16 protein-coding genes are annotated in these 21,143 nt (G+C 75.1%); 1 reads left to right on the top strand and 15 read right to left on the bottom strand.

The window, feature by feature from the left end; all coding sequences use genetic code 11:
• The 15 genes from ACGFZ2_RS22420 to ACGFZ2_RS22350 form a co-directional block, all read right to left on the bottom strand.
• Complete coding sequence (locus ACGFZ2_RS22420) at window positions 1-1,599, bottom strand: lipopolysaccharide biosynthesis protein (protein WP_393456463.1); 1,599 nt, start codon at window positions 1,597-1,599, stop codon at window positions 1-3.
• Window positions 1,596-2,948: an O-antigen ligase family protein gene (locus tag ACGFZ2_RS22415; RefSeq protein ID WP_393456460.1), complete on the bottom strand. Its 1,353-nt coding sequence runs from the start codon at window positions 2,946-2,948 to the stop codon at window positions 1,596-1,598. The genes ACGFZ2_RS22420 and ACGFZ2_RS22415 overlap by 4 nt, the downstream gene beginning before the upstream one ends.
• 3 nt (window positions 2,949-2,951) lie before the next feature.
• The gene (locus ACGFZ2_RS22410) at window positions 2,952-4,562 is read right to left on the bottom strand and encodes a lipopolysaccharide biosynthesis protein (protein ID WP_393263797.1); all 1,611 of its coding nucleotides are present in this window, start codon (window positions 4,560-4,562) and stop codon (window positions 2,952-2,954) included.
• Complete coding sequence (locus ACGFZ2_RS22405; protein ID WP_393263799.1) at window positions 4,555-5,106, bottom strand: acyltransferase; 552 nt, start codon at window positions 5,104-5,106, stop codon at window positions 4,555-4,557. Before ACGFZ2_RS22405 ends, ACGFZ2_RS22410 begins: the two co-directional genes overlap by 8 nt.
• 92 nt (window positions 5,107-5,198) lie before the next feature.
• Window positions 5,199-7,130, bottom strand: a complete 1,932-nt coding sequence (locus ACGFZ2_RS22400) for a hypothetical protein (protein ID WP_393456614.1) — start codon at window positions 7,128-7,130, stop codon at window positions 5,199-5,201.
• A 212-nt stretch (window positions 7,131-7,342) separates the two neighbouring features.
• Window positions 7,343-9,043, bottom strand: a complete 1,701-nt coding sequence (locus ACGFZ2_RS22395) for a glycosyl hydrolase (RefSeq protein WP_393456457.1) — start codon at window positions 9,041-9,043, stop codon at window positions 7,343-7,345.
• Window positions 9,044-9,196: 153 nt separating this feature from the next.
• On the bottom strand, window positions 9,197-10,021 hold the full coding sequence (locus ACGFZ2_RS22390) for a shikimate dehydrogenase (protein WP_393456454.1): 825 nt from the start codon (window positions 10,019-10,021) through the stop codon (window positions 9,197-9,199).
• On the bottom strand, window positions 10,021-11,220 hold the full coding sequence (mltG, locus tag ACGFZ2_RS22385; RefSeq protein WP_393263805.1) for an endolytic transglycosylase MltG: 1,200 nt from the start codon (window positions 11,218-11,220) through the stop codon (window positions 10,021-10,023). The genes ACGFZ2_RS22390 and mltG overlap by 1 nt, the downstream gene beginning before the upstream one ends.
• Window positions 11,217-11,678, bottom strand: a complete 462-nt coding sequence (gene ruvX / locus ACGFZ2_RS22380; RefSeq protein WP_350708988.1) for a Holliday junction resolvase RuvX — start codon at window positions 11,676-11,678, stop codon at window positions 11,217-11,219. Before ruvX ends, mltG begins: the two co-directional genes overlap by 4 nt.
• 73 nt (window positions 11,679-11,751) lie before the next feature.
• Window positions 11,752-14,430: an alanine--tRNA ligase gene (gene alaS, locus ACGFZ2_RS22375; protein ID WP_393456451.1), complete on the bottom strand. Its 2,679-nt coding sequence runs from the start codon at window positions 14,428-14,430 to the stop codon at window positions 11,752-11,754.
• A complete protein-coding gene (locus tag ACGFZ2_RS22370) occupies window positions 14,427-14,732 on the bottom strand; it encodes a hypothetical protein (RefSeq protein ID WP_357457616.1) in 306 nt (101 codons plus the stop codon). Before ACGFZ2_RS22370 ends, alaS begins: the two co-directional genes overlap by 4 nt.
• Window positions 14,733-14,756: 24 nt before the next feature.
• On the bottom strand, window positions 14,757-15,218 hold the full coding sequence (locus tag ACGFZ2_RS22365) for a DUF948 domain-containing protein (protein ID WP_393263810.1): 462 nt from the start codon (window positions 15,216-15,218) through the stop codon (window positions 14,757-14,759).
• A 151-nt stretch (window positions 15,219-15,369) separates the two neighbouring features.
• Window positions 15,370-15,993, bottom strand: coding sequence for a hypothetical protein (locus tag ACGFZ2_RS22360; RefSeq protein ID WP_393263854.1), 624 nt, complete (start codon window positions 15,991-15,993; stop codon window positions 15,370-15,372).
• 2,429 nt (window positions 15,994-18,422) lie between these two features.
• Window positions 18,423-19,937: a replication-associated recombination protein A gene (locus ACGFZ2_RS22355; RefSeq protein ID WP_393263812.1), complete on the bottom strand. Its 1,515-nt coding sequence runs from the start codon at window positions 19,935-19,937 to the stop codon at window positions 18,423-18,425.
• A gap of 76 nt (window positions 19,938-20,013) precedes the next feature.
• Window positions 20,014-20,226 carry a hypothetical protein gene (locus ACGFZ2_RS22350; protein WP_350708997.1) on the bottom strand — a complete coding sequence of 71 codons (213 nt, stop codon included), beginning with the start codon at window positions 20,224-20,226 and terminating at the stop codon, window positions 20,014-20,016.
• 165 nt (window positions 20,227-20,391) lie between these two features.
• On the opposite strand from ACGFZ2_RS22350, the gene ACGFZ2_RS22345 reads away from it, so the two are divergent.
• A complete protein-coding gene (locus ACGFZ2_RS22345) occupies window positions 20,392-21,132 on the top strand; it encodes a GNAT family N-acetyltransferase (RefSeq protein WP_393456448.1) in 741 nt (246 codons plus the stop codon).
• The last annotated feature ends 11 nt before the right edge of the window (window positions 21,133-21,143 follow it).

The following is a 21,143-nucleotide window of genomic DNA, read 5'->3' as shown; positions in this document are numbered from 1 at the left end:
TCACCTGCCCTTCGACTCCTCCGGGGCGGGCCCGGCGGCGGCCGGGGCCGCCTCCCGCCGCCCACGGATCTGCACCATGGTCACCCGGATGCCGCGTCGCACCCGGGGCAACGTCAGCAAGCCGACGCAGCCGGCGGCCAGCACCCCCACCGCCACCGCCAGCCCGCCGATCCCCCGCCCGCCGGCCAGCACCCCGACCGTCGCCGCGAACCCGACCCCGGCGACGGTGGCCGCCCCGGCCCGCAGCATCGCCGCGTCGACCAGCGGCTGGCCGACCACGACCCGGGCGCAGCATGCCGCGGTGAGGTTCTCGGTGGCGATGCCGAGCGCCCAGGCCAGGGCCGCGCCGGTCGCCCCGTGCGCCGGGATCAGCCACAGGCCGAGGGAGACGGTGACCAGCAGCCCGGCCACCGTGGCGGCCAGGTGCAGGCCGCTGCGGCCGCCCATGAGCAGCAGGCTCTGCACGTTCCCGACCCCGGTGTTGACCAGCATGGCCAGCGCGAGCACGGTCATCGCGGGGGCGCCGGCGGTGAACTCCGGCCCGAAGAGCTGGAGGAACGCCAGGCCGAAGACGGCGAGCAGCAGGTAGACCGGCCAGGACAGCACCAGCCCCCAGGTGGTCAACTGCCGGTGCACGGCGGCCGCCGCGCCCCGCTCCCCCCGCCCGAGCAGCCGGGACAGCTGCGGCGACACCGCCACCCGCAGCCCCTGCATGGCCAGTTGACCGGCGAGGATGTAGCGGCCGACGGCGCCGAACACGCCGGCGTCGGCCGGGCCGGCCAGCACCGAGGTGAGCAGCACGCCCACCCACATGTTGCCGGCGTCGATCGCCGCGGAGGCGGCGCGGGGCAGGGCGAACCGCCAGAAGGCCGACCAGTCGGCGGGCTGCGGCCGCAGCGCGGCGCCCCGGCCGACGCCGAGTGGGCCCGCGACCAGTGTCAGGCAGGCCAGCAGGGCGAGCGCCGCCGGCACCAGCCAGCCGGTCATGCCGGCGAGCAGGCCGCCGCCGGCGAGCACCGCCGCGCCGACCAGCACCGGCCGCGCCACCGGCAGCAGGAAGAACTGCACCCCGACGTACGCCCGGATGGGGCGGACGCAGCGCAGCGCGGCGAGCAGCAGCGTCATCGCCACCACCACCGGCACCGCGGCGAAACTGACCGCCAGCAGGGCCGCACCGTCGGCGTCGGATCCGTCGAGCAGGCGCGGGGCGAGCGCGTCCGCGGCGAGCACCCCGGCCACGGCGACGAGGACCGCGGCCAGCAGCGGCGGCAACAGCGCCACCGGCAGCACCCGGGCGGCGTCGCCGCCGGCGCCGGAACGGCGGCGGGGCAGCGCCCACATCAGCCCGGTCTCGGCGCCGAGGGTGCAGACGGCGGTGGCGACGGTGACCACGCCGATCGCGGCGAAGAACGCGCCGGAGCCGACCGTGCCGTAGCCGCGGGTGATGACGACCGCGAGCAGGAAGCCGAAGAGGCCACTGGTGGCCGCGCCGACCAGCCCGGCGGCCCCGCTGCGGGCGCTGCGCCGGGTCTCCGTGTCGTCGGCCGGCGCGCCGGCGGAGGCCACGGCGCCGGCCGGCGGGCGGGTGGCGGCGGTCATGCCGGCACCGCCTTCGGGCCGACCGGGCGGAGGTGGTGCGGTCGGGCGGACTCCTCCCGCTCGGTGAGCACCATCGCGAAGGCGACGGCGAAGAAGGCGACCGCGAGGTTCTGGTTGGCCATGCCGTAGAACGGGATCTGCACCAGGCAGATCACCGGCACCACGGACAGCCACTGCCCGGCGGCCGAGGTGGCGCGGGCACAGCTCAACGCGGCGACGACGAACCAGGCGAGAAAGCACAGCAGCGCGGGGACGCCGTGGCTGAACAGCACCATCCACAGCTGCCCCTGGGTGCCGATGGGCGCCTGGGCCGTGACGGTGTCCACGTTGACCGGCGCGCCGTAGCCGAGCCACGGCGACTCCTTCACCCGGCGGATCACCTCGACGTAGAGCGAGAGCCGGTCGGTGTTCGTGTCGCTGGACTCGACGCGGTTGCCGATCAGCTCGGCGATCGGGATGAACAGGGTGGCGACGCCGCCGATGACCACCACGCCGACGATCGACGCGGCCACCCGGACGTTGCCGCGCAGGGCGGCCCGGACGCCGAGCACCGCGAGGCCGGCGCCGATGCTGAGGAACATCGCCCGGTTGAGCGTGAGGAAGGCCGGGACCAGCGACAGCGGCAGCGACGCCAACAGCGCCCAGCGCAGCGCGCCGCGCCGGCGCAGCATGGTGAAGGCGACCACGCAGGGCAGGGTCATCGCGTACGCGCTGCCGAAGTTGTTCGTGTACGCGAACGGCGCGGCCGGCCGGTAGATCGGGTTCAGTGACCGCTCGCTGTACTCTGCGGTGCTCAGGTGGACCATGTCCCGGATGAACGGGTTACCGGCCACACCGCCCGGGAGCAGCACCTCCACCGGGGTGGTCAGCGCGAACCGGGGCGCCAGCACGCCCAGCCAGCCGAGCGCGACCAGCGCGAACCAGAACGCGCAGAGCGGCACGAGCACCGGGACAAGGTCGGCGCGTTCCCGGGCGACCGCGTAGACGTAGACGCCGACCACGAGCGCGGTGACGTAGAAGGCGAGCCGCAGGCCGAAGGTCAGCACCGAGGCCGGCGACTGGAGCTGGGTGGCGCTGACCAGGACGACGGCCAGGAACAGCAGCCAGATCCCGGCGGCCGGGGGCAGCGGCACCCGCCCCCGGATCACCAGCAGCGCGAACAGCAGCGCGCCGAGCAACGGCCAGCCGAGATAGAACGCGCCGGTCAGCCACCAGAGCGGCACCAGGCCGAACATCGCCGCCAGCGGCCACAGCGGCAGCCGGGGCGGAGCCGGCGGCTGCGGCGGCGGGGCGGCGCCGTCCGGGCCGCCGGCCGGCTCGCTCGTGGCCGGCGCGCGGGTGACGGGCACGGGTCAGCCCCGGCCGCTGCGGGTCAGCACGAAGCCGAGCGGGGTGACCCCGGCGGCGCGCAGCCGCTCCACGAGCCGGCGCAGGTCGTTCTGCCGGGTGCGGTCGCGCTCGACCACCACCACCGCCGTGCCCTGCCGGGCGACGGCGACACCGCGCTCGTCGGACTCGGCTGGCGGGGCGTTGAACAGCACGAGGCTGTGGTCGGCGCCCTGCCGCCAGGTGCCGAACCGGACGCTGCCCGCGCCCACGGTCACCGGGTCGGCGCCCGTCACCCGGCTGTTCACTCCGCTCGCCGAGGAGGCGACCCGGGGCAGGGTGAGCGTGGCGTCCGGGTCGGTGGACGGGCGCGCGCCGGGCGGGTGCGGCGACGGGCGGCGGGCCGCCGGCGGGGACGCGTCGCCGGCTGCCGCGTCCGCGGAGCCGGCCGGGCGGGGCTTGGGGACGGCGGGACGGGACGGGTCGGCCGCGGCGGGCAGCCGCTCCCGGTCGGCGAGCACCGTGTCGCGCAGCCGGTCGGCGCGGCCGCTGTCGTCGGCGACGAAGACCTCCCGGCCGACCGCCGCCAGCGCCACCGCCAGGCCGGCGGTGATGGCCGTCGCGTCCTCCTCTCGGGAGGTCAGCAGCGACACCCGGGCGGGCTGGCGCACCCGCTCGGCGATGGCCATCGCCACGTACCGGATGTCGGCGTCGACCGCCTCCTTGCGACCGCGCCACCCGCGGCTGCGCACCGTGCCGAGCAGCGGCAGGCCGGTGGCGTCGCGCCCGTCGTCCACCGACCGGATCCGCCGGTCGACGGACTCCCAGGCGTACGCCAGCACCACGCCGAGCAGCGTCCCGCCGAGCAGGCCGGCGAGCACGTAGAGCGGGCGGTTCCCGGCGGAGGAGGCCAGGGCCCGCTCGGCGGTCTGGGTGACCCAGCCGGGGCTGACGTCGACGGCGGCGATCTCCGTACGCGCCGCGTTGAGCTGGGTGAGCTGGTTGTTGATGCCGGCCAGTTCGGTCACGGCCGCGTCGACGGCGCCCTCCCGGGCGTTGTTGACCCGCTTCTGCAGGGCGGCCTGCTGGGCGGCCACCTTGCTGATGCTCTCGTCGTACGAGCGCAGCATCTCCGCCCGCTGCTTCTCGTACATCGCCCGGCGCACGTCCAGGTAGGCCCGGGCGGCCAGGTTGACACTCTCCACCGCCTGCTCGGCCGTGGGGGCCGAGTAGACGAAGCGCAGGATCTGCCCGCCGGTGGGCACCTCCACCTCCAGGGCGTCGCGCACCTCGCGCGGGTCCAGCCCGCCGGCGTCGGCGAGCCGCTGCACCACCTCGGTGCCGGTGGCGATGCCGCTCTCCACGTTCATGTTCACCGCCCGCTCGGCGTTGGCCCCGCTGGGCGTGAACGCGTCCGTGACGACGGGGCGGACCGCCACGACCGCGCTGGCGGTCACCGCGGCGGGGACGAGGAGCACGTAGCCGAGCGCGGCGGCCAGGCCGACCGCGGCGACGGCCGCCACCAGCCGGATCCGGTGCAGCGGTACGCGGAGCAGGTCGGTCAGCGTGACGGTGCGGCCCGCCCCGCCACCGGTGGGGACGCCGGCGGACCAGGAGGCGGGAGGAACATCAGTCATGGAACTTCTTCACCGTCTGTTGTGGATTTCCGGCGACCACGACCCGCGGCGGCACGTCCGTGCGGACCACCGTGGCGGCGCCCACGACACTGTCCCGGCCGATCCGCACGCCCTTCATCACCAGGGCGTGCGCTCCGATCCACACGTTGTCCTCGATCGTGATCGGGGCGCGGGTGGCCGGGACGGGTGGGTCGTGCCGCTGCTCGGGCGGCAGGTTGTGGAAGTCGTTGTCCAGCAGCTCGCAGTCCGAGAGCAGGCACCGGTCGCCGATCGTGACCGACGTCCAGGTGCCGATCCAGGTGGCGTTCAGCAGGCAGTCGGCGCCGACCGTCACCTCGCCGGGGCCGGCGAAGCGGACCAGCTTGTTCACCCGGGTGCGGTCGCCGATGCTCACCCGCACGCCCCGGCGCAGCCGGATCCGGCCGCGGATCTCCACGCCCCGGCCGAGGGTCAACCGGGGGTAGCGCAGCCGGTACCAGCCGCGCTTGACCGCGAAGACGACCCGCACCGGGAGCCCTCGGCGGATGCCACCCGCGCCGACCAACGACCCTCCCCACGTCGCGGGGCCGGCGACGGCTGATCCGTCGCCGGCCCAACGTGAACAATCTACCGATGTCCGTTACGAACTGTTGACCCTCACTGCACGGAGAAGAACGTCGACGGGGTGGACCAGCTCACACCGGCCGCCGCCGGAGCGACGACGGTCGCCGCCGTCCCGTCGACCGCCGGGGCGGCCGTCGGGTCGAACGGCACGCTGCGCAGCGTCCCGTCGGTGGCGCCGTACACGATCCTGCCGGCGACCCAGGCCATGCCGCGCACGGTCGACCAGGTGACCCCGGTGGTCGGCAGGGTGAACTCCGTGGCGCCGAGGTAGTTGCCGTCGATCTCGAAGTAGCGGTAGTAGAGGCCGCTGGCGCCCGACCGGGTGTAGTACAGGCGACCGTCGAGATAGAACGCGCCGGTCATCGCCGCCGGGTTGAACCAGTCGTTGTAGCCGGACGCCTCCCACGGCACGCCGATCGCGCCGCCGTTGAACATCGAGATGTCGATCCGGCTGCCGGTGGGGGTGCCGGCGACCGTGTGCGACCAGTAGATCCGGTCGGCGACCCGCCAGGTGGCGCCGGCCGCCGTGTAGTTCGGCTGGCTGACCGTGGTCGGGGCGCCGACGGCGGTGCCGTCGAACGGGACCTTCGCCAGCTCGCCGGGCCCGGTGCCGACGTAGAGGTTGCCGGCGGTCGCGGTCGGCGCGTTCTTCGGGGTGATGGTGCGCCCGCCGGCCAGCGGGAACATGCCGAGCCGGCCGTGGTACTCGTTCCCCATGCCGTCGGAGTTGTGGCCGAAGTAGAGGCCGTCGCTGCCGCGCCAGAGCACCGGCACCGACGAGCCCCAGTTGCTGGTGCCGGCCGGCATCGACGCGCTGCCGCTGCGGCGGGGGTTCCAGTTCACCGGCATGCCGGTGGCCGGGGTGACGGCGGCGATGCCGAGCCGGTCGATCGCGCCGTCGCCGGCCCGGTCGCTGGCGTTCGGGTTGTTCAGCCAGCGGAAGTGCCCGCCGAGGTAGATGACGTTGTCGGCGACCTCGACGGAGGTGATGGTGTCGTTGCCGGTGTAGTCGACCCAGGTGCCGAGCTGGCCGGCGCCCCGGGCGGCGGTCTCGAACCGCACCAACGCGTCGCAGTACGCGGCCGGCCAGCCCGCGCCGCCGTTGGTGCCGACCACGAACCAGCTGCTGTCGGCGCCGAACTTGACGTCCTGCACGTAGTGCACGAAGGTCGCCGGCGCCGCGCACGGCGGCACGAACTTCTCGGTGCTCCAGTCGAGCAGGGTCGGCGTGCCGGAGAGGTCGACCAGCGCCATCTGGTTGCGCGGCAGGCCGTTGACGTACATGAAGTTGCCGCCGACGGCCAGGGTGGCGCCGTCGGGGGCGACGTCGATGGTCCAGACGTACGGGGTGGTGTCGTGGCGCCCGACGGTGGCGTTGACGTTGAAGGTCGGGTCGATCGCGCCGGTGGTGGCGTCGAGCCGACCCAGGCCGGCGTGCGCGGTGCCGTTGAGCCAGTTGAACGCGCCGGCCACGTAGAGGTGGTTGCCGTGCAGGGCCAGGTCGCGGACGGTGCCGCCGTCGGAGCGGCCGACCCAGCTGTCGACGATCGCGCCGGTGGCCGGGTCGAGCGCCACCAGGTTCTTACGCGAGACGCCGTTGACGGTCTTGAACGCGCCGCCGACGATCAGCGTCCCGTTGGGCCCGGCGACGAGCGTGTTGACCGCGCCGTCGAGCACCGGCAGGAAGGCGGTCGAGATCGTCCCGGTGGCCCGGTCGTACGCGAAGAGGTAGCGCTGCGTCGTCCACGCCGCGCTGGCGGTCTGCCGGATCTGGGTGAAGCTGCCGCCGACGTACACCATGGAGCCGACCTGCGCGAAGGCGCGGGTCTCGCCGTCCCTGGCGTGGGGGGTGGCGTCGGCGGGGTTCGCCGAGACCAGGGTCGCCGGTTCGGGGGCCGGCACCACGGCGGCGGAGGTCCCGGTGGGGACGGCCAGCACGGCGGCGAGGGTCACCAGCGCGACCACCCCCGCCCGGGTGCGGAATCCGGCGGATCGCCGGAAGCGCGGGATTTCGGGCACGCTACGCCTCCAAGGTGGAAGAAGACCCGCGTAGCGTGCCTCGCCCACCCCGCTCGGCGATATCCGCCGATTGGGCGGTCAGTGCCTCCGCAAGCGACAGACCGTGTGTTCTGTCGGATGTCCGACTCATCCGGTCGTCCGCCGGCCTGTGCCGACGGTCAGCGGCTCCCTCCGGTGGGCTGCCGCAGGTAGCTGTCGCGACCGGCGCGGGTGAACCCGGCCACCGCCGAGGCGTCGTGGTTCATCGTCATGTCGCACGTGCTCGTCCGGCGGGTCATCCCGGCGGAGTTGAAGTAGATCGCGGCCTTGATCTTCGGGTGCGCCCTGAGCGCCGCCGGGAACTCCTCGAACCAGCGCCGCTTGGCGTCCGGGTCGGCCGCGTTGAAGTTGGTGCCGAACTCGGCGAGCATCCGCGGCTTGCCGACGCCGAGGCGGTGCTCGTCCAGCCAGCGGTAGAAGCCGCCGATGGTGGTGGCGGGGCTCTTCCACACCGTGCTGCCGTTGCAGACGTGGAAGTTGTACGGGTCGTAGCCCACCCAGTCGACGTACCGGTCGCCGGGATAGAGGGCGGCGTACCGGTCGTAGTGGCCGGACCAGCCCATCATCGTCCACACCCAGACGGCGTTGTGGGCGCCCGCCGCGGCGAACCGGTCGTGCACGTGCCGCCAGGCGCGGACGAAGTCGGCGTCGCTGCCCTTCGCCGGCTCGTCCTCCGGCTCGTGGTCGAAGCCCATGAAGACCGGCACGCCGGTGTCGCGGATCCGCCCGGCGACCGCGTCGATGGTGGCGTCGTACCGGCCACTGTAGACGTCTCGCCAGGTCAACACGGTGCCGGAGGAGAAGACGCGGGACTCCCAGGCGAAGAACATCAGCCGGCCCTCGCGCATCTGCTGTCGCTGGTAGGCGTCCGGGAACGCGCCGTTGCTGCCGGTGCCGGAGAAGTCGTGGTAGCGGTGCACGATGTCGAACTTCCGCCCGACCTGCGCCTCCACCTCGGCGACCGCGGCGCCGTGGTCCCACCCGCCGCCGGCGTCGGCCGGGGAGTACATCCCCCACCAGGCGCCGCACGAGGGGACCAGCTTGTCCGACACCTCGCCGCACCGCCCGGTGCCGCCGGACGGGCTCGCCGACGGGCGGGGCAGGGCACGGGTCGGGCTGGCGCTGGGGGTCGGCCGTGGCGCGAGCGTGGGCGCCACCGTCCGGCTCGGCGAGGGCGCGGCGCTGGTGACCGCCGGCGTGGGCGAAGTGCCGACGTCGTAGCGGATCTCCAGGCGCGGGCGCAGGTCGGGGTTGCTGTTCTCCGTCGACGCCCAGTAGATCCGCGTTTCCAGGCCGGTCTGGGCCAGCGAGACCGTCCAGGTGCCGTTCCCCCTGACCAGGGCCGAGACGTCCCACTCGTTGAAGCCCGCCGCCACCGGGGACACGGCGTCCAGGGCCGGGCCCGGCGGCGTCGGCGCCGGGCGCGCCGCGCCGGCGTCGGCGGTGGACGCGTGCGCGGTCACCGTCGCGGGGAACTTCTGCCAGGCGTGCACCCGCAGCGTGGCCCTGATGTTGACGGCGGACGCCGGCAGGCTGGTCACCGCGAACCGGATGACCGCCTCCCGGGCCCCGCGCGGGTTGCCGTCGCAGCGGGCAGCGCAGGTCGCCAGCGTGGTCTTCGCGCCGTTGTCGCCGTCCTGCGGCACCGTCGTCGCCGTGGTGTCCGCCGTCGCCCGGATCGACACGTCGTCGGCCGCCAGCAGCGGCACCGTGGTGGCGGCGATGCCGGCGACCACGGTGGTGCCGACGACGCCGAGCAGCACGGCCTTGCGCCGTGGGCCGTGGTGCCGGGTGCGGCGGTGCAGTCCGTGCCTGCTCAAGGAACACTCCCTGTGTCTCGGGCGGTGACGCTCAGCAGCGTATCCACGACCGCCACGTGACGTGGGCAGGACAGCGGGACGTAAGCGCGTCTTAACCGTCGCCTAAGGATGCCCTGGAGAACCACAGGGGACGGTCCCCTCCGCCGGGGACGGTCAGGCGGCGCGGGCGGCGGCCAGCGCGGCGGCCATCGCCGCCCGGGGCGCGGCGACGCCCGTGAAGTGCTCGAACTGGCCGACCGCCTGGGCCAGGAGGAGGTCGAGCCCGGAGACGATCCGGCAGCCGGCGGCCTGGGCGGACGCGGCGAGGGGTGTCGGCCACGGGTCGTAGAGCGCGTCGAAGAGCACCGTCTCCGGCCGCCAGGCGACGGTCTCCGCGAGCGGGTCGGCGACGCCCTTCGGCACGGTCGAGACCACCACGTCGGCGCGGCACCGGTCGGCCGCGTCGGCCCAGGGCCCGCCGGCCAGCTCCACGTCGACCGCGCGCGCCACCGGGCGCAGCTCCTCGACCGCCTCGGGCCGGCGGGCCACCACGGTCACCGCACGGGCGCCGAGCCGGCCCGCCGCGGCCACCGCCGCGCGGGCGGTGCCGCCCGCGCCCAGCACCGTCACCGTCGCGCCGGAGCGCACCCCGGCGTCGGTGAGCACCTCGACCATGCCGACGACGTCGGTGTTGTCGGCGTACCAGGAGCCGTCCGGGCGGCGTACCAGCGTGTTGGCGGCGCCCACGGCGGCGGCGACCGGCGACACCTCGTCGGCCACCGCGAGCGCCGCCTCCTTGCCCGGCATCGTCACCGACAGCCCGGCCCACTCCGGGCCCAGGCCAGCGACCACGTCCGGCAGCTCCGCCGCCGCGCACTCGATCCGGGTGTACGACCATCCGGCCAGCCCCGCCGCCGCATAGCCGGCGTTGTGGATCACCGGGGATAGAGAGTGCGCGATGGGCTTCCCGAGCACCCCCGCCCGCCGTACAGCCATCATCAGATGACCCCGGCCTCCTTGGCCTTGACCTTGTTCCGCTCGTGCTCCGCGATCGTCTCCGCGAAGGCCGAGTGCCCCTGCTTGTCGATCGCCACGAAGAAGAGCCACTTGCCGTCCGGCGGGTCCATCGCGCCCTCCATGGCCTGCTTGCCCGGGTTGTTGATCGGGGTGGGCACCAAGCCCCGCAGCTTGCGGCTGTACGGGTTCTTGGTGTCGAGCAACTCCTCCTCGGTCATCTGGGCGGAGGTCTTGGTGTCCTGGCCGGTCAGCTCGAGGTAGTAGTTGACCGTGACGTCCATCTCCAGGCAGTTGCAGGGAAACTCGCCGAAGACCCGGTTGTAGGCCACCCGGGCGACCTTGCCCAGGTCGTCCTTGTTGCCGGCCTCGGCCTGGGCCAGCGACGCGACGATCAGCGCCTCGTACGGGCTGATGCCGCCGCGCTCCTTCTGCACCCGGTCGGCGAACTGCATCTCCCCGGTGACGGCGAGGAAGTTCTCGACCATCAGCTTCAAGATGGTCTCGGCGGTTGCCTTCGGCGGGATCTCGTAGGTGTCGGGGTAGAGGAAGCCCTCGATCGACGGCTTGACCTTCTTGCCGTCGGTGCGCTTGAACCACCAGTCCGGCACGCCGAGCGCGAGCGGGTCCTTCGCCGCCGCCTCGAAGTCCTTCACCGGGATCTTGGTCTCCTTGGAGAGCAACTGGTAGACGTTCTTCGCCGTCCGACCCTCCGGGATGGTGACCCCGTTGACGATCCGGTTCTTCAGGTCGAGCATCGCGGTGACCGCGCTCTCGCCGCTCATCTGCTTGCGCAGCTTGTAGGTGCCCGGCTGGATGTTCTTGCTGCGCGAGTTGGCCTCGGCGGCCTCGATGAACGCCTTGGCGCTCTTCACCACGTCGGCGGCGACCAGCGCGTCGGCCATGTCGGCGATCAGCGCGCCCTGCTTGATCTCGACGGTCACCTCGCCGGTGCCCGCGCCGTCGTAGTCGGGCGTCACGAAGTAGCCCTGGATCCGGTCGAAGCCGTAGAAGGCGCCGCCCCCGATCCCGCCCAGCAGGACCAGGGCGAGCAGCAGCGCCAGGACGGTCTTGCCCCGCCCGCCGCCGGAGCGCCCGTCGCGCTTACGCATGGCGCTGCGACGGTGTTTGCCCTTCTCCCCCCGCTCCTGCTCGTCGAACCCGAGGTCCAGATCGTCGATCATCGTGTCCGCCTCCGCTGCGCGTCCAGCCAGCTCTGCAGAATCTCCACCGCGGCAGCCTGGTCGACCACCGCCCGTTGCCGTTTCCCCCGGACACCACGCTCGGCAAGCCTACGAGACGCCACGACCGTGGACATCCTCTCGTCGGTGAGCGCCACCGGAACGGGCGCTATTACATCGGCCAGTCGGTCAGCGTACGCCTTCGCGTGGACGGCCGCCGGACCGTGCTTGCCGGCGAGATTGACCGGAAGGCCGACGACGACCTCGACCGCCTCGTGCTCGGCCACCAGCGCGGCGAGCTCGGCGATGTCGCTCGGCACCGCGTCCGGGCCCGCCGTGAGGTCGCGGGCGAGGGTGACCAGCGGGGTGGCCAGCACCCCGTGCGGGTCGGAGCGCGACACCCCCACCCGGACCTGACCGACGTCCACGCCGAGCCGGACGCCGTGGGACAACTCGCTCACCGTCGGTAACTCCCCCAGAAACGGCGAACCAGGACGGACCATTCCGGTCCGCCCTGGTCGCTGCGGTCTCGCATCACGCCTCGGCGATCGCCTTCTCGACCGTGAGCAGCAGGTTGGGCGCTTCCGCCGCCGGCAGGCCGCCGCCCTGGGCCAGGTCGGGGCTGCCGCCCCCGCGCCCGGAGAAGGCCGCCTTGACCAGGTCGGAGGCGGACAGGCCCCGGCTGCGGGCGGCCGGGTTCACCGCGACCACCAGGGACGCCTTGCCGTTGGCCCGGGCCGCCACCGCGACGACCGCCGGCCGCGCCGGGTCGATCTTGCCCCGGATCTCCTGGGCGAGCGTCCGCACGTCGTTGCCGGCCGCGCCCTCCGGCGCCTCGGTGCCCACGTACGCGACCCCGCGCACGTCCTTCGCCTGCGCCGCCAGCGCCGCCGCGCCGCCGAGCACGAGCTGGGCGCGCAGCTTCTCCAGCTCCTTCTCGGCGTCGCGCAGCTGCGTCACGGTCTGCTCGACCCGGTCGGCGACCTGGTCGTTGGGCACCCGGTACAGCTCGGCGAGCCGGGACACCAGCAGGTGCTCGCGGGCCAGGAAGTGGAAGGCGTCCATGCCGACCAGCGCCTCGACCCGGCGCACCCCGGAGCCGATCGACGACTCGGAGAGGATCTTGACCAGGCCGAGCTGGCCCGAGCGGGCGACGTGGGTGCCGCCGCACAGCTCCCGGGCGTAGTCGCCGACCTCGACGACCCGCACCTCCTCGCCGTACTTCTCGCCGAACAGCGCCATCGCGCCGATCCGCCGTGCCTCCTCCAGGGAGGTGACGAAGGCGTGCACCTCCAGGTCGGCGAGGAGCACCTCGTTGACCTGCTGCTCGACGTCGCGCAGCACGCTCGGCGCCACCCCGGTGGGGGTGTTGAAGTCGAAGCGCAGCCGCCCGGGGGCGTTCAGCGAACCGGCCTGGGTCGCGGACTCGCCGAGGAAGTTGCGCATGGTCTGGTGCACCAGGTGGGTCGCGGTGTGCGACCGGGAGATGGCCCGCCGGCGGGTGGTGTCGATCTCCGCGTAGCCGGTCTCCCCCGCCCGCACCTCGCCCCGGACCACCCGGGCGCGGTGCACGATCAGGCCGGGCACCGGCTGCTGCACGTCGAGCACCTCGACCTGGCCGCCGCCGACCGTGATCATGCCCAGGTCGGGCTGCTGCCCGCCGCCCTCGGCGTAGAACGGGGTGGCGTCGAGCACCAGCTCGACCGTGTCGCCCTCGACCGCCGCCTGGCGGGGGCCGTCGACGCCGAGCACCGCCCGCACCGTCGACTCCCGGGACACCTCGCTGTAGCCGGTGAACGTCACCGGCCCGCCCGAGTCGAGCACCGACCGGTACGCCGACAGGTCGGTGTGCCCGGTCTTGCGCGCCTGGGCGTCGGCCTTGGCCCGGGCCCGCTGGTCGGCCATCAGCCGGCGGAAGCCCTCGGCGTCGACCTGGAGGCCCTGCTCGGCCGCGATCTCCAGGGTCAGGTCGATCGGGAAGCCGTACGTGTCGTGCAGCTGGAACGCCTTCTCGCCGGAGAGCGCCTTCTGACCGGCGGTCCGGGTCTCGGCGATCGCCGTGTCCAGGATCGTCGTGCCGGCGCGCAGGGTGGACAGGAACGCGTCCTCCTCCGCGTACGCGTAGTCGGCGATCCGGTCGAAGTCGGCGGCCAGCTCCGGGTACGACGGGGACATGCAGTCCCGGGCGACCGGCAGCAGCTCGGGCAGCGCCCGCTCCTGCCAGCCGAGCAGCCGCACGGCCCGGATCGCCCGCCGCATGATGCGCCGCAGCACGTAGCCGCGCCCCTCGTTGCTCGGGGTGACCCCGTCGCCGATCAGCATCAGCGCGGTACGCACGTGGTCGGCGATCACCCGCAGCCGGACGTCGTCCGGGTGCGACTCGCTGGCGACGTGGCCGGAGCGGGCGCCGTAGCGCTTGCCGGTCAGCTCGGCGGCCTTGTCGAGGATCGGCCGGACCTCGTCGATCTCGTAGAGGTTGTCGACGCCCTGGAGGATGGATGCCATCCGCTCCAGGCCCATGCCCGTGTCGATGTTCTTCGCCGGCAGGTCGCCGAGGATCGGGTAGTCCTCCTTGCCGGTGCCCGGGCCCCGCTCGAACTGCATGAAGACGAGGTTCCAGAACTCCATGTAGCGGTCCTCGTCGACCGCCGGGCCGCCCTCGCGGCCGTACTCGGGGCCGCGGTCGTAGAACAGCTCGGAGCACGGGCCGCACGGGCCGGGGATGCCCATCGACCAGAAGTTGTCCGCCTTGCCCCGACGCACGATCCGCTGGGCGGGCACGCCCACGGAGCGCCAGATGTCGTACGCCTCGTCGTCGTCCAGGTAGACCGTCGGCCAGATCCGCTCCGGGTCGAGGCCGAACCCGCCCTGCTCCTGCGACTTGGTGACCAGGTCCCAGGCGAGCGGGATCGCCCCGTCCTTGAAGTAGTCACCGAAGGAGAAGTTGCCGTTCATCTGGAAGAACGTGCCGTGCCGGCTGGTCTTGCCGACCTCGTCGATGTCGGGCGTGCGGATGCACTTCTGCACGCTGACGGCCCGCCGGTACGGCGGGGTCTGCTGCCCCAGGAAGTAGGGGACGAACTGCACCATGCCGGCGTTGACGAACAGCAGGTTCGGGTCGCTGATGGCGGGCAGCGGAGCGGACGGCACCACGGCATGGCCGTTCGCCTCGAAGTGGGCGAGGTACCGCCGCTTGATCTCCGCCGTCTTCATCGCTGGTGTTCCTCCGGAAAGATTTCTCGGTCGCCGATGCGCGGGTCCTCCCGCAACTCGGCGAACTGGTCGTCGAACGCCTCGCCCTGGGCGAACGCCTCGTGGATCTCCTGCTCGCGCTCGGCCATCCCGATCCGGACGTCCTCCACGAAGCTACGCAGCGACTCCGCCAGCCCGCCAGCGGATTCGGACAACGTGCTGGCGATGCCGGCCGGGGTGTACGACTGCGCGGTGCGGGTCGCCTTGCGGACCACGACCACGCCGACGGCCAACCCAATGCCGAGCCAGAACAAGCGCCTCATTCCCCAGCCCTCCTGGTCGTGCCGTCAGCGGTTGCCGCGCTTGGCGGCCCGCCGCTGCTGCTTGATGGTGTCGCGTACCTCGCGCTCGGTCTCGGCGTGCCGGCGGGCGGCGGCGGCCTTGCGCACGCCGTAGCCGAAGGCGGCCACCTTGACCAACGGGTTGGCGGCGGCGGCGGAGACGACGGTGGCCAGGTTCGCGACGTTGGCGGTGACGTTCTGCGCGTGGCTGGTCATGGTGTCGACCTTGGCGAGCTGCAGGTTCACCCCGTCCAGGGAGGTCTGCACCTGTTCCAGGGTCGTGTTCACGTTCTTCACCGTGGTGTTGACGTCGCCCAGCAGCGGCGCGGTGCGGTCGTTGAGGTCGTTGATCATGCGGGTGGTCGCGTCCACGGTGTGCCGCAGCCGCAGGATGGGCAGCGTCAGGATCAACACCAGCATCGCGAACGCGATCGCCGCGATCAGCGCCGCGACCTCTCCAAAGTCCACGCCTGTCCTCCTCAAGCAGGGGTCCCGGGGACCGGACGTCCCCGGAACGCGCGACCGTTGTGCCCACACCGCCGCCCGGCGACCCGCAGGGGCCAGCGGGGGCTGGCGGATCCGCCAGCCCCAGACCCTACCGTCCGTGATGGAAACCGGCTCAGGACGGTGAGGGTGTCGGTTCGCCGAGCGGATCCTCGCTGAACGTCGGGAAGGGATCCTCGCCCGTGAGCGACGGGTCGATGCTCGGCTGCGGCCGGGTCCGCTCGTCGTCGATCGCGTTGCGGACCTTCACCGACACCAACGATCCGGCGCACTGCTGGGCAGCGGCCGACGGATCGGGCGACGGCTCCACGGCCGGTGCCCCGTCCACCGGCGGCGGCGCACAGGTCGGCTCGCGCACCCAGAGGTCGAGGGTCAGCTCGTCCCGGCGCCAGCAGGTGTAGCTCCCCTTCGGCGACTGCTCGGGGCAGCGGGTCACCTGCCAGGGCCGCCAGCCGTCCTCGGTCAGCGCCCGCTCGTAGACCTGCGCGGTCTCCTCCGGGGCCCGTTCGGAGGTGATGGTGCGTTCGCGCAGCCGGCAGTCGAGCAGGCACCACCGGCTGCCGCTGACGTCGTCGACCGTCTTCGCCGCCGCCCAGCCCGGCACGTCCAGCTCGTCGAGGGTGTCGAAGACCGGGTCGCGGCTGAGCGTGCGGATGCCGAAGAAGAGCGGGATCGCGCCGAGGAGCACCACGCTGACCAGGGCCAGGACGCCCATCCGCAGCCGCCGCCGCTCGCGCATCTGCCGCCGCAGTTCGGACCGCGCGCCGCGCAGCCCGCCGGAGGCGGGGGCGTCGTCGTCGGGCGACTCCGGCTCCGCGGCCTGCCGCAGCGCCGGCCCGTCCGCCGGCCCCGGCCCGACGGCGGACGGATCGGCGGACGGTACGACCGAGACGGCGGCCCGGGCCACCGGCGGCCCGCCGGCCGGTCCCGACGGAACGCCCGCCGGCTCCGGTCGCCCGGGGTCACGGGGCGGCGGCAGGGCGCGCCCGGTGGCGCGGTCCTCCGGTCCGGGCCGGGGCGCCGGGGCGGCGGCGCGGGCCACGCCGGTCGGCCCGGCCGGCGCGCCAGGTCCGGCGCTGCCCGGGCCGGCGGTGCCAGGTCCCACGGTGCCCGGGCCGGCGGTGCCGGGCAAAGTCGTGGGGGCCGGCGTCCCGCCGGCGTGGGTGGTCCCGGGCGGCATCCCGCCGGCGTCGGGGGCCCCGGGCGGCGGCACGGCGGCCCGACCCGGCGCGGCGTCGGGTCGCGCGGCGCCCCGGACCGGCCCGCCCTGGGTCACGTCGGGACGGGCCCGGCCACCCGGGCGCGCCTCGCCTTCGAGCGGTCCAGCCGGCGCCGGTCGCGCGGCGCCCCGCGCCGGCGGCGGACCGGAGGGTGCGCCGTCGGCCGGCCGGGGTGGTTCGGAACCGGGCCGGGCCCGGCCCGTCACCTGTCCGGTGTCGTCGCCGGGGACCGGCGGTCGCGCGCCGGGGCGGGCCCGGCCGGCGGGGGCGCGGCCGGTCCCGGCGCCGCGCTGCTCCGAATCGGGTGCCACCGGCGGGTCGCCCGGGACGGGCGGCGCCGCCGGTGGCTTGACGGTCGGCAGGGCGGGGTCGGTGTGGTGGGTGCGGCCGGCCTGCCGGAGCCAGTCGGCCGGGCGCTCCGGCCGGCCGCCCCGGGGCTCGCCGGGGGCGGGCCGCCGCCGGCCCGGTTCCCCCTCGCCGGGTGCCACACGGCGCCCCGGCCCGGCGTTCTCTTCCTCGTCCGGGCTCGTCCGGTGCCCCCGGACACGGCCGGCCGGGGCCTCCGCACGACCGGTGGGCGGCGCCGCGGGGCCGCCGTCCGCACGACCGGTGGGCGGTGCCGCGGGGCCGCCGTCCGCACGGCGGGTGGGCGCGGAGGCGGGACCGCCCTGCGCGGGCACCGACCCGGCGCCGGGCGGCGCGGGGGGCGCGCCGGGCACCGGCGGGGCATTGCCGGAACGGGGCACCACCGGCTCGTCCGGCTCGGCGGCGCGGCGTCGACCGGCCGGGCCGGGACGGCGGTGGTCGATCGCGTCCACGCCCGGCGCGTCGCCGGGGGCGGCGGTCGGCGGGGCGGCCATCGGCGCCTGCCCGGTCGCCTCGGTCGGCTGGGGGCCGCCGGCGTCGACCGGGCCGCGCCGCAGCCGACCGGCACGGGGGTCACGCTCGTCGGCCGGGGCGCCGCGCAGCTCGCCGGTCGGCGGGCCGAGGGACGGCTGGGCGGCACCGGGTGGCGGGACGGCGACCCGGGCGGCGCCGACGGGACCTCCCGGGCGGCCGGAGGCGCCCGGCGCCGGCGCGGCACCCGGCGCGGGGGCCCGACCGGAACGCCTGCCCGGCGACGGCGGTTCCACCGGCGTCACGGCGGGCGGAGCGCCCGGAGCGCCCACCGGCGCACCTGCGGGCGGCCCGGATCGCGGGGCCCCGGCCGGCCCCGGGTGCGGACGGACCGGCGGACCGGAGGGCGGGTGCGCCGACGGACCGGCGGGCACGGCCGGCGGGCCGAGGGGCGCACCGTCCGGCGGGCCGACGGGCGGACGCGAGCCGGGGGGCATGTCGACCGACGGGCCGACCGGTGGGCGCTGGCCGGGGGGCACGTCGACCGACGGGCCGACAGGCCGACGCGGGCCGCCCGGCGCACCGCCCTGACGGCCCGTGGCCGGGCCGCCCTGCGGGCCGGTCGAGGGGCCCGAGTCGGGTCGCGGGCGTCGGTCGGGCCCGTCCGGCCCGGGCTGCGGCCGCCCGGCCGCCGGGGCCCGGCGCGCGGACTCCGGTGCGGTGGCGGGACCGGAGGCGGGGGCCGCCGGGCCGGCCGGCCGGGGCTCCGCCGCACCGGGCCAGGGACCGTCCGCCGGCCGGGGGCGCGGGGACTCCGCCCCGGCGCGGCGCACCGGAGGCGCGGCGGCCGGGCCGGGGCCACGGTGGGGCGACCCGGAAGGGTCGGGAGGCGTCGGGGCGCCCGGGGGCGGGGTCGGCTCCGCCCCGCCCGGCCCCAGCTCGGTGCGCTGCTGCTTGGCCGAGCGCAGGTCGTCGATCCAGCCGAACTCCTCGCCGCTGATGGGCTCCTCGGGCTCGGCCTCGGCCTTGCCCCGCCCCCAGCGGCGACCCTTGGCGCGGGAGTCGCGCCGCTCGTCCGGGCCGTCCTCCGGTCGCTCCGAACCACGCGATCTCACTGCTGACCCTCTCCGGCGGCGTCACTGCCGCCCTCTCGCGCCGCGCCGGCGCCGCCCGTGTCCGCCGATGGGCGGCCGTTGCCCGCCGATCCGCTCGCCACGCCCACCGGTGCCTCCGGGGGCGCGGCCGGGGCCGGCAGCCCCCGTACGATGCGGCGCAGCAGCGGCAGCCGGGTGGCCACGGCCCGCTCCGCGCCGTGCTGGCTCGGCCGGTAGTAGTCGGCACCGACCAGGTCGTCGGGGACGTACTGCTGGGTGACCACGCCACGCTGGTCGTCGTGCGGGTAGCGGTAGCCGGTGCCGTGGCCCAGCCCCTTGGCGCCGGCGTAGTGCGCGTCGCGCAGCCCGCGGGGCACCGGCCCGCCTCGGCCGGCCCGCACGTCGGCGATCGCCGCGCCGATCGCGGCGGTGGCCGAGTTCGACTTCGGGGCGGTGGCCAGGTGGATCACCGCCTGGGCGAGGTTGAGCTGCGCCTCGGGCAGGCCGACGTACTCCACCGCGTGGGCGGTGGCGGTGGCGACACTCAGCGCGGTCGGGTCGGCCATGCCGACGTCCTCGCTGGCGAAGATGACCAGGCGGCGGGCGATGAACCGGGCGTCCTCGCCGGCGACCAGCATCCGGGCCAGCCAGTGCAGCGCCGCGTCCACGTCCGAGCCGCGCATGCTCTTGATGAAGGCGCTGGTCACGTCGTAGTGGGCGTCGCCGGCGCGGTCGTAGCGCACCGCCGCCACGTCGACCGCCTGCTCGGCGGTGGCCAGGTCGATCCGCCCGGCGCCGAGCGCCGTGGCGGAGGCCGCCGCCGCCTCCAGCGCCGTGAGCGCCTTGCGCACGTCACCGGCCGCGAGGCGGACGAGGTGGTCCTCGGCCTCGGTCTCCAGGATCAGCGCGCCGCCGAGCCCGCGCTCGTCGGCGACCGCGCGGCGCAGCAGGCCGCGCACCGCCGCGTCGTCCAACGGCTGGAGGGTGAGCAGCACGCACCGCGACAGCAGGGGTGAGATCACGGAGAAGTACGGGTTCTCGGTGGTCGCCGCCAGCAGGGTGACGGTGCGGTCCTCGACGGCGGCGAGCAACGAATCCTGCTGGGTCTTGCTGAACCGGTGCACCTCGTCGATGAAGAGCACGGTCTGCGGGCCGCCGGAGCGGCGCTGCCGGCGGGCGGTCTCGATCACCGCGCGCACGTCCTTCACCCCGGCGGTGAGCGCCGACATGGCGACGAAGCGGCGGTCGGTGGCCCGGGCCACCAGGTGCGCGATGGTCGTCTTGCCGCTGCCCGGCGGCCCCCACAGGATGACCGACATCGGCGCGCTGGCGGAGACCAGCTGGCGCAGCGGGGCGCCCGGCGCGAGCAGGTGGTCCTGCCCGACGAGCTCGTCGATGCTGCGCGGGCGCATCCGGACCGGCAGGGGCGAATCCTCCCCCACCGCCGTGAAGCCGTCCACACCGACGGAACCCGCGGGCGCGGGGGGCGCTGCGGCGGGCTCACCGAGGGAGAAGAGGGCGTCGGACTCCATCACGAGAACAGTACCGGTCCCGCCCGACGACGCCGGAAGCGCGCCGTCCGGCGGGACCACTGGTGATCGATTACGGTCAGCCCCGGCCCGGGCGCCGACCCCGGTACCACCGGCCGCCGCCCCCGCCGCGCGGGGCGCTGCCAACCCCGGCAAGGTAGAGGGAGAGCAGCAGCAGGCCCAGCATCAGCAGGGTGGACGGGTTCAGCAGGTCCGGCGCACCGAGGTTGGTGTCGAAGAGGTCGAGCAGCAGGGCGAAGCCGAAAACGATCGCCGCGAGAATGGCGAGCATGTCGTTCCTCCGGTGGGGGTTCCCAGTAGGTCTGCGCGGGATGTACCCAATCGGTCCGCTCGCCAATCTCCACGGTGGACCACCCCGGTTCTGGGTGCCGTCCGGGTTCCGCCGACGGGAGCGGGTCCGCCGACGGGAGCACGGCGGGCGTTCTAGGCTGGCGACATGATCGTCGCCGACCAGGTCCTGGAGGGGCGGGACGCCATCCTGGCGGCTGCCGACCACCACCCGTACGCCCGGCACTCGCTCTGGCTCGGCGAGCAGCCGCGCGGCTGGCGGCGCGACGACGCGGTGGGTTGGCTGCTCCCGGCGGAGCACGGCCCGGCCGGCGGCGCGATCGGCGCGCCCGGGCCGGCGGTCGACGTCTTCGCCGACCTCGTCGCGCGGGGCGTGCTCCGGCCCGGCCAGTGGCTGCACCTGCCGCGGCTCGACCCGGCGGCGCTGGCCGGCCGGCTGGCCGTGGCCCGGCACGACGAGTGGGACTTCCTCTGGACCGTCGCCGCGCCCCCGCGCCAAGCCGAGGAGGAGCGGGTGGTCCGGCTCACCGAGGCCGACCGCCCGGCGCTGACGGCGCTGATCGACGAGTCGTTCCCGACCACCACCTCGCGCCCGGACGACCCCCGGGTCGTCGCCTGGTACGGCATCCGCGACGGCGACCGGATCGTCGCCTGCGGGGCGGACCGCAGCCGGGGCGACGTCGGCTTCCTCGCCGGCCTGACCGTCGCCCCCGACCGGCGCGGCCGGGGGCTGGGCGCGGCGCTGACCGCCGGGATGACCCGGGCGCTGTTCGCCCGCCACGACACCGTGGCGCTCGGCGTCTACACCGTCAACGTCGGCGCGATCCGCCTCTACCGGCGGCTCGGCTTCACCGCCACCCTGGCCCGCAGCTCGGTGCACCTGGCCTGAGCGCGCCGGCG

The sequence above is a fragment of the Micromonospora sp. NPDC048063 genome, from assembly GCF_043202855.1.
In the GTDB taxonomy this organism is placed as follows: domain Bacteria; phylum Actinomycetota; class Actinomycetes; order Mycobacteriales; family Micromonosporaceae; genus Micromonospora.
The sequence above is the reverse complement of the archived record's forward strand: the minus strand, read 5'-3'. Positions and strand labels throughout refer to the sequence as shown.

Coding starts and splice junctions, on each gene's coding strand:
- ACGFZ2_RS22355 (WP_393263812.1), bottom strand. CDS start 19,937: ATGGAGTCCGACGCCCTCTTCTCCCTCGGTGAGCCCGCCGCAGCGCCC.
- ACGFZ2_RS22345 (WP_393456448.1), top strand. CDS start 20,392: ATGATCGTCGCCGACCAGGTCCTGGAGGGGCGGGACGCCATCCTGGCG.
- mltG (WP_393263805.1), bottom strand. CDS start 11,220: ATGATCGACGATCTGGACCTCGGGTTCGACGAGCAGGAGCGGGGGGAG.
- alaS (WP_393456451.1), bottom strand. CDS start 14,430: ATGAAGACGGCGGAGATCAAGCGGCGGTACCTCGCCCACTTCGAGGCG.
- ACGFZ2_RS22390 (WP_393456454.1), bottom strand. CDS start 10,021: ATGATGGCTGTACGGCGGGCGGGGGTGCTCGGGAAGCCCATCGCGCAC.
- ACGFZ2_RS22420 (WP_393456463.1), bottom strand. CDS start 1,599: ATGACCGCCGCCACCCGCCCGCCGGCCGGCGCCGTGGCCTCCGCCGGC.
- ACGFZ2_RS22410 (WP_393263797.1), bottom strand. CDS start 4,562: ATGACTGATGTTCCTCCCGCCTCCTGGTCCGCCGGCGTCCCCACCGGT.
- ACGFZ2_RS22370 (WP_357457616.1), bottom strand. CDS start 14,732: ATGAGGCGCTTGTTCTGGCTCGGCATTGGGTTGGCCGTCGGCGTGGTC.
- ACGFZ2_RS22360 (WP_393263854.1), bottom strand. CDS start 15,993: ATGCGCGAGCGGCGGCGGCTGCGGATGGGCGTCCTGGCCCTGGTCAGC.
- ACGFZ2_RS22350 (WP_350708997.1), bottom strand. CDS start 20,226: ATGCTCGCCATTCTCGCGGCGATCGTTTTCGGCTTCGCCCTGCTGCTC.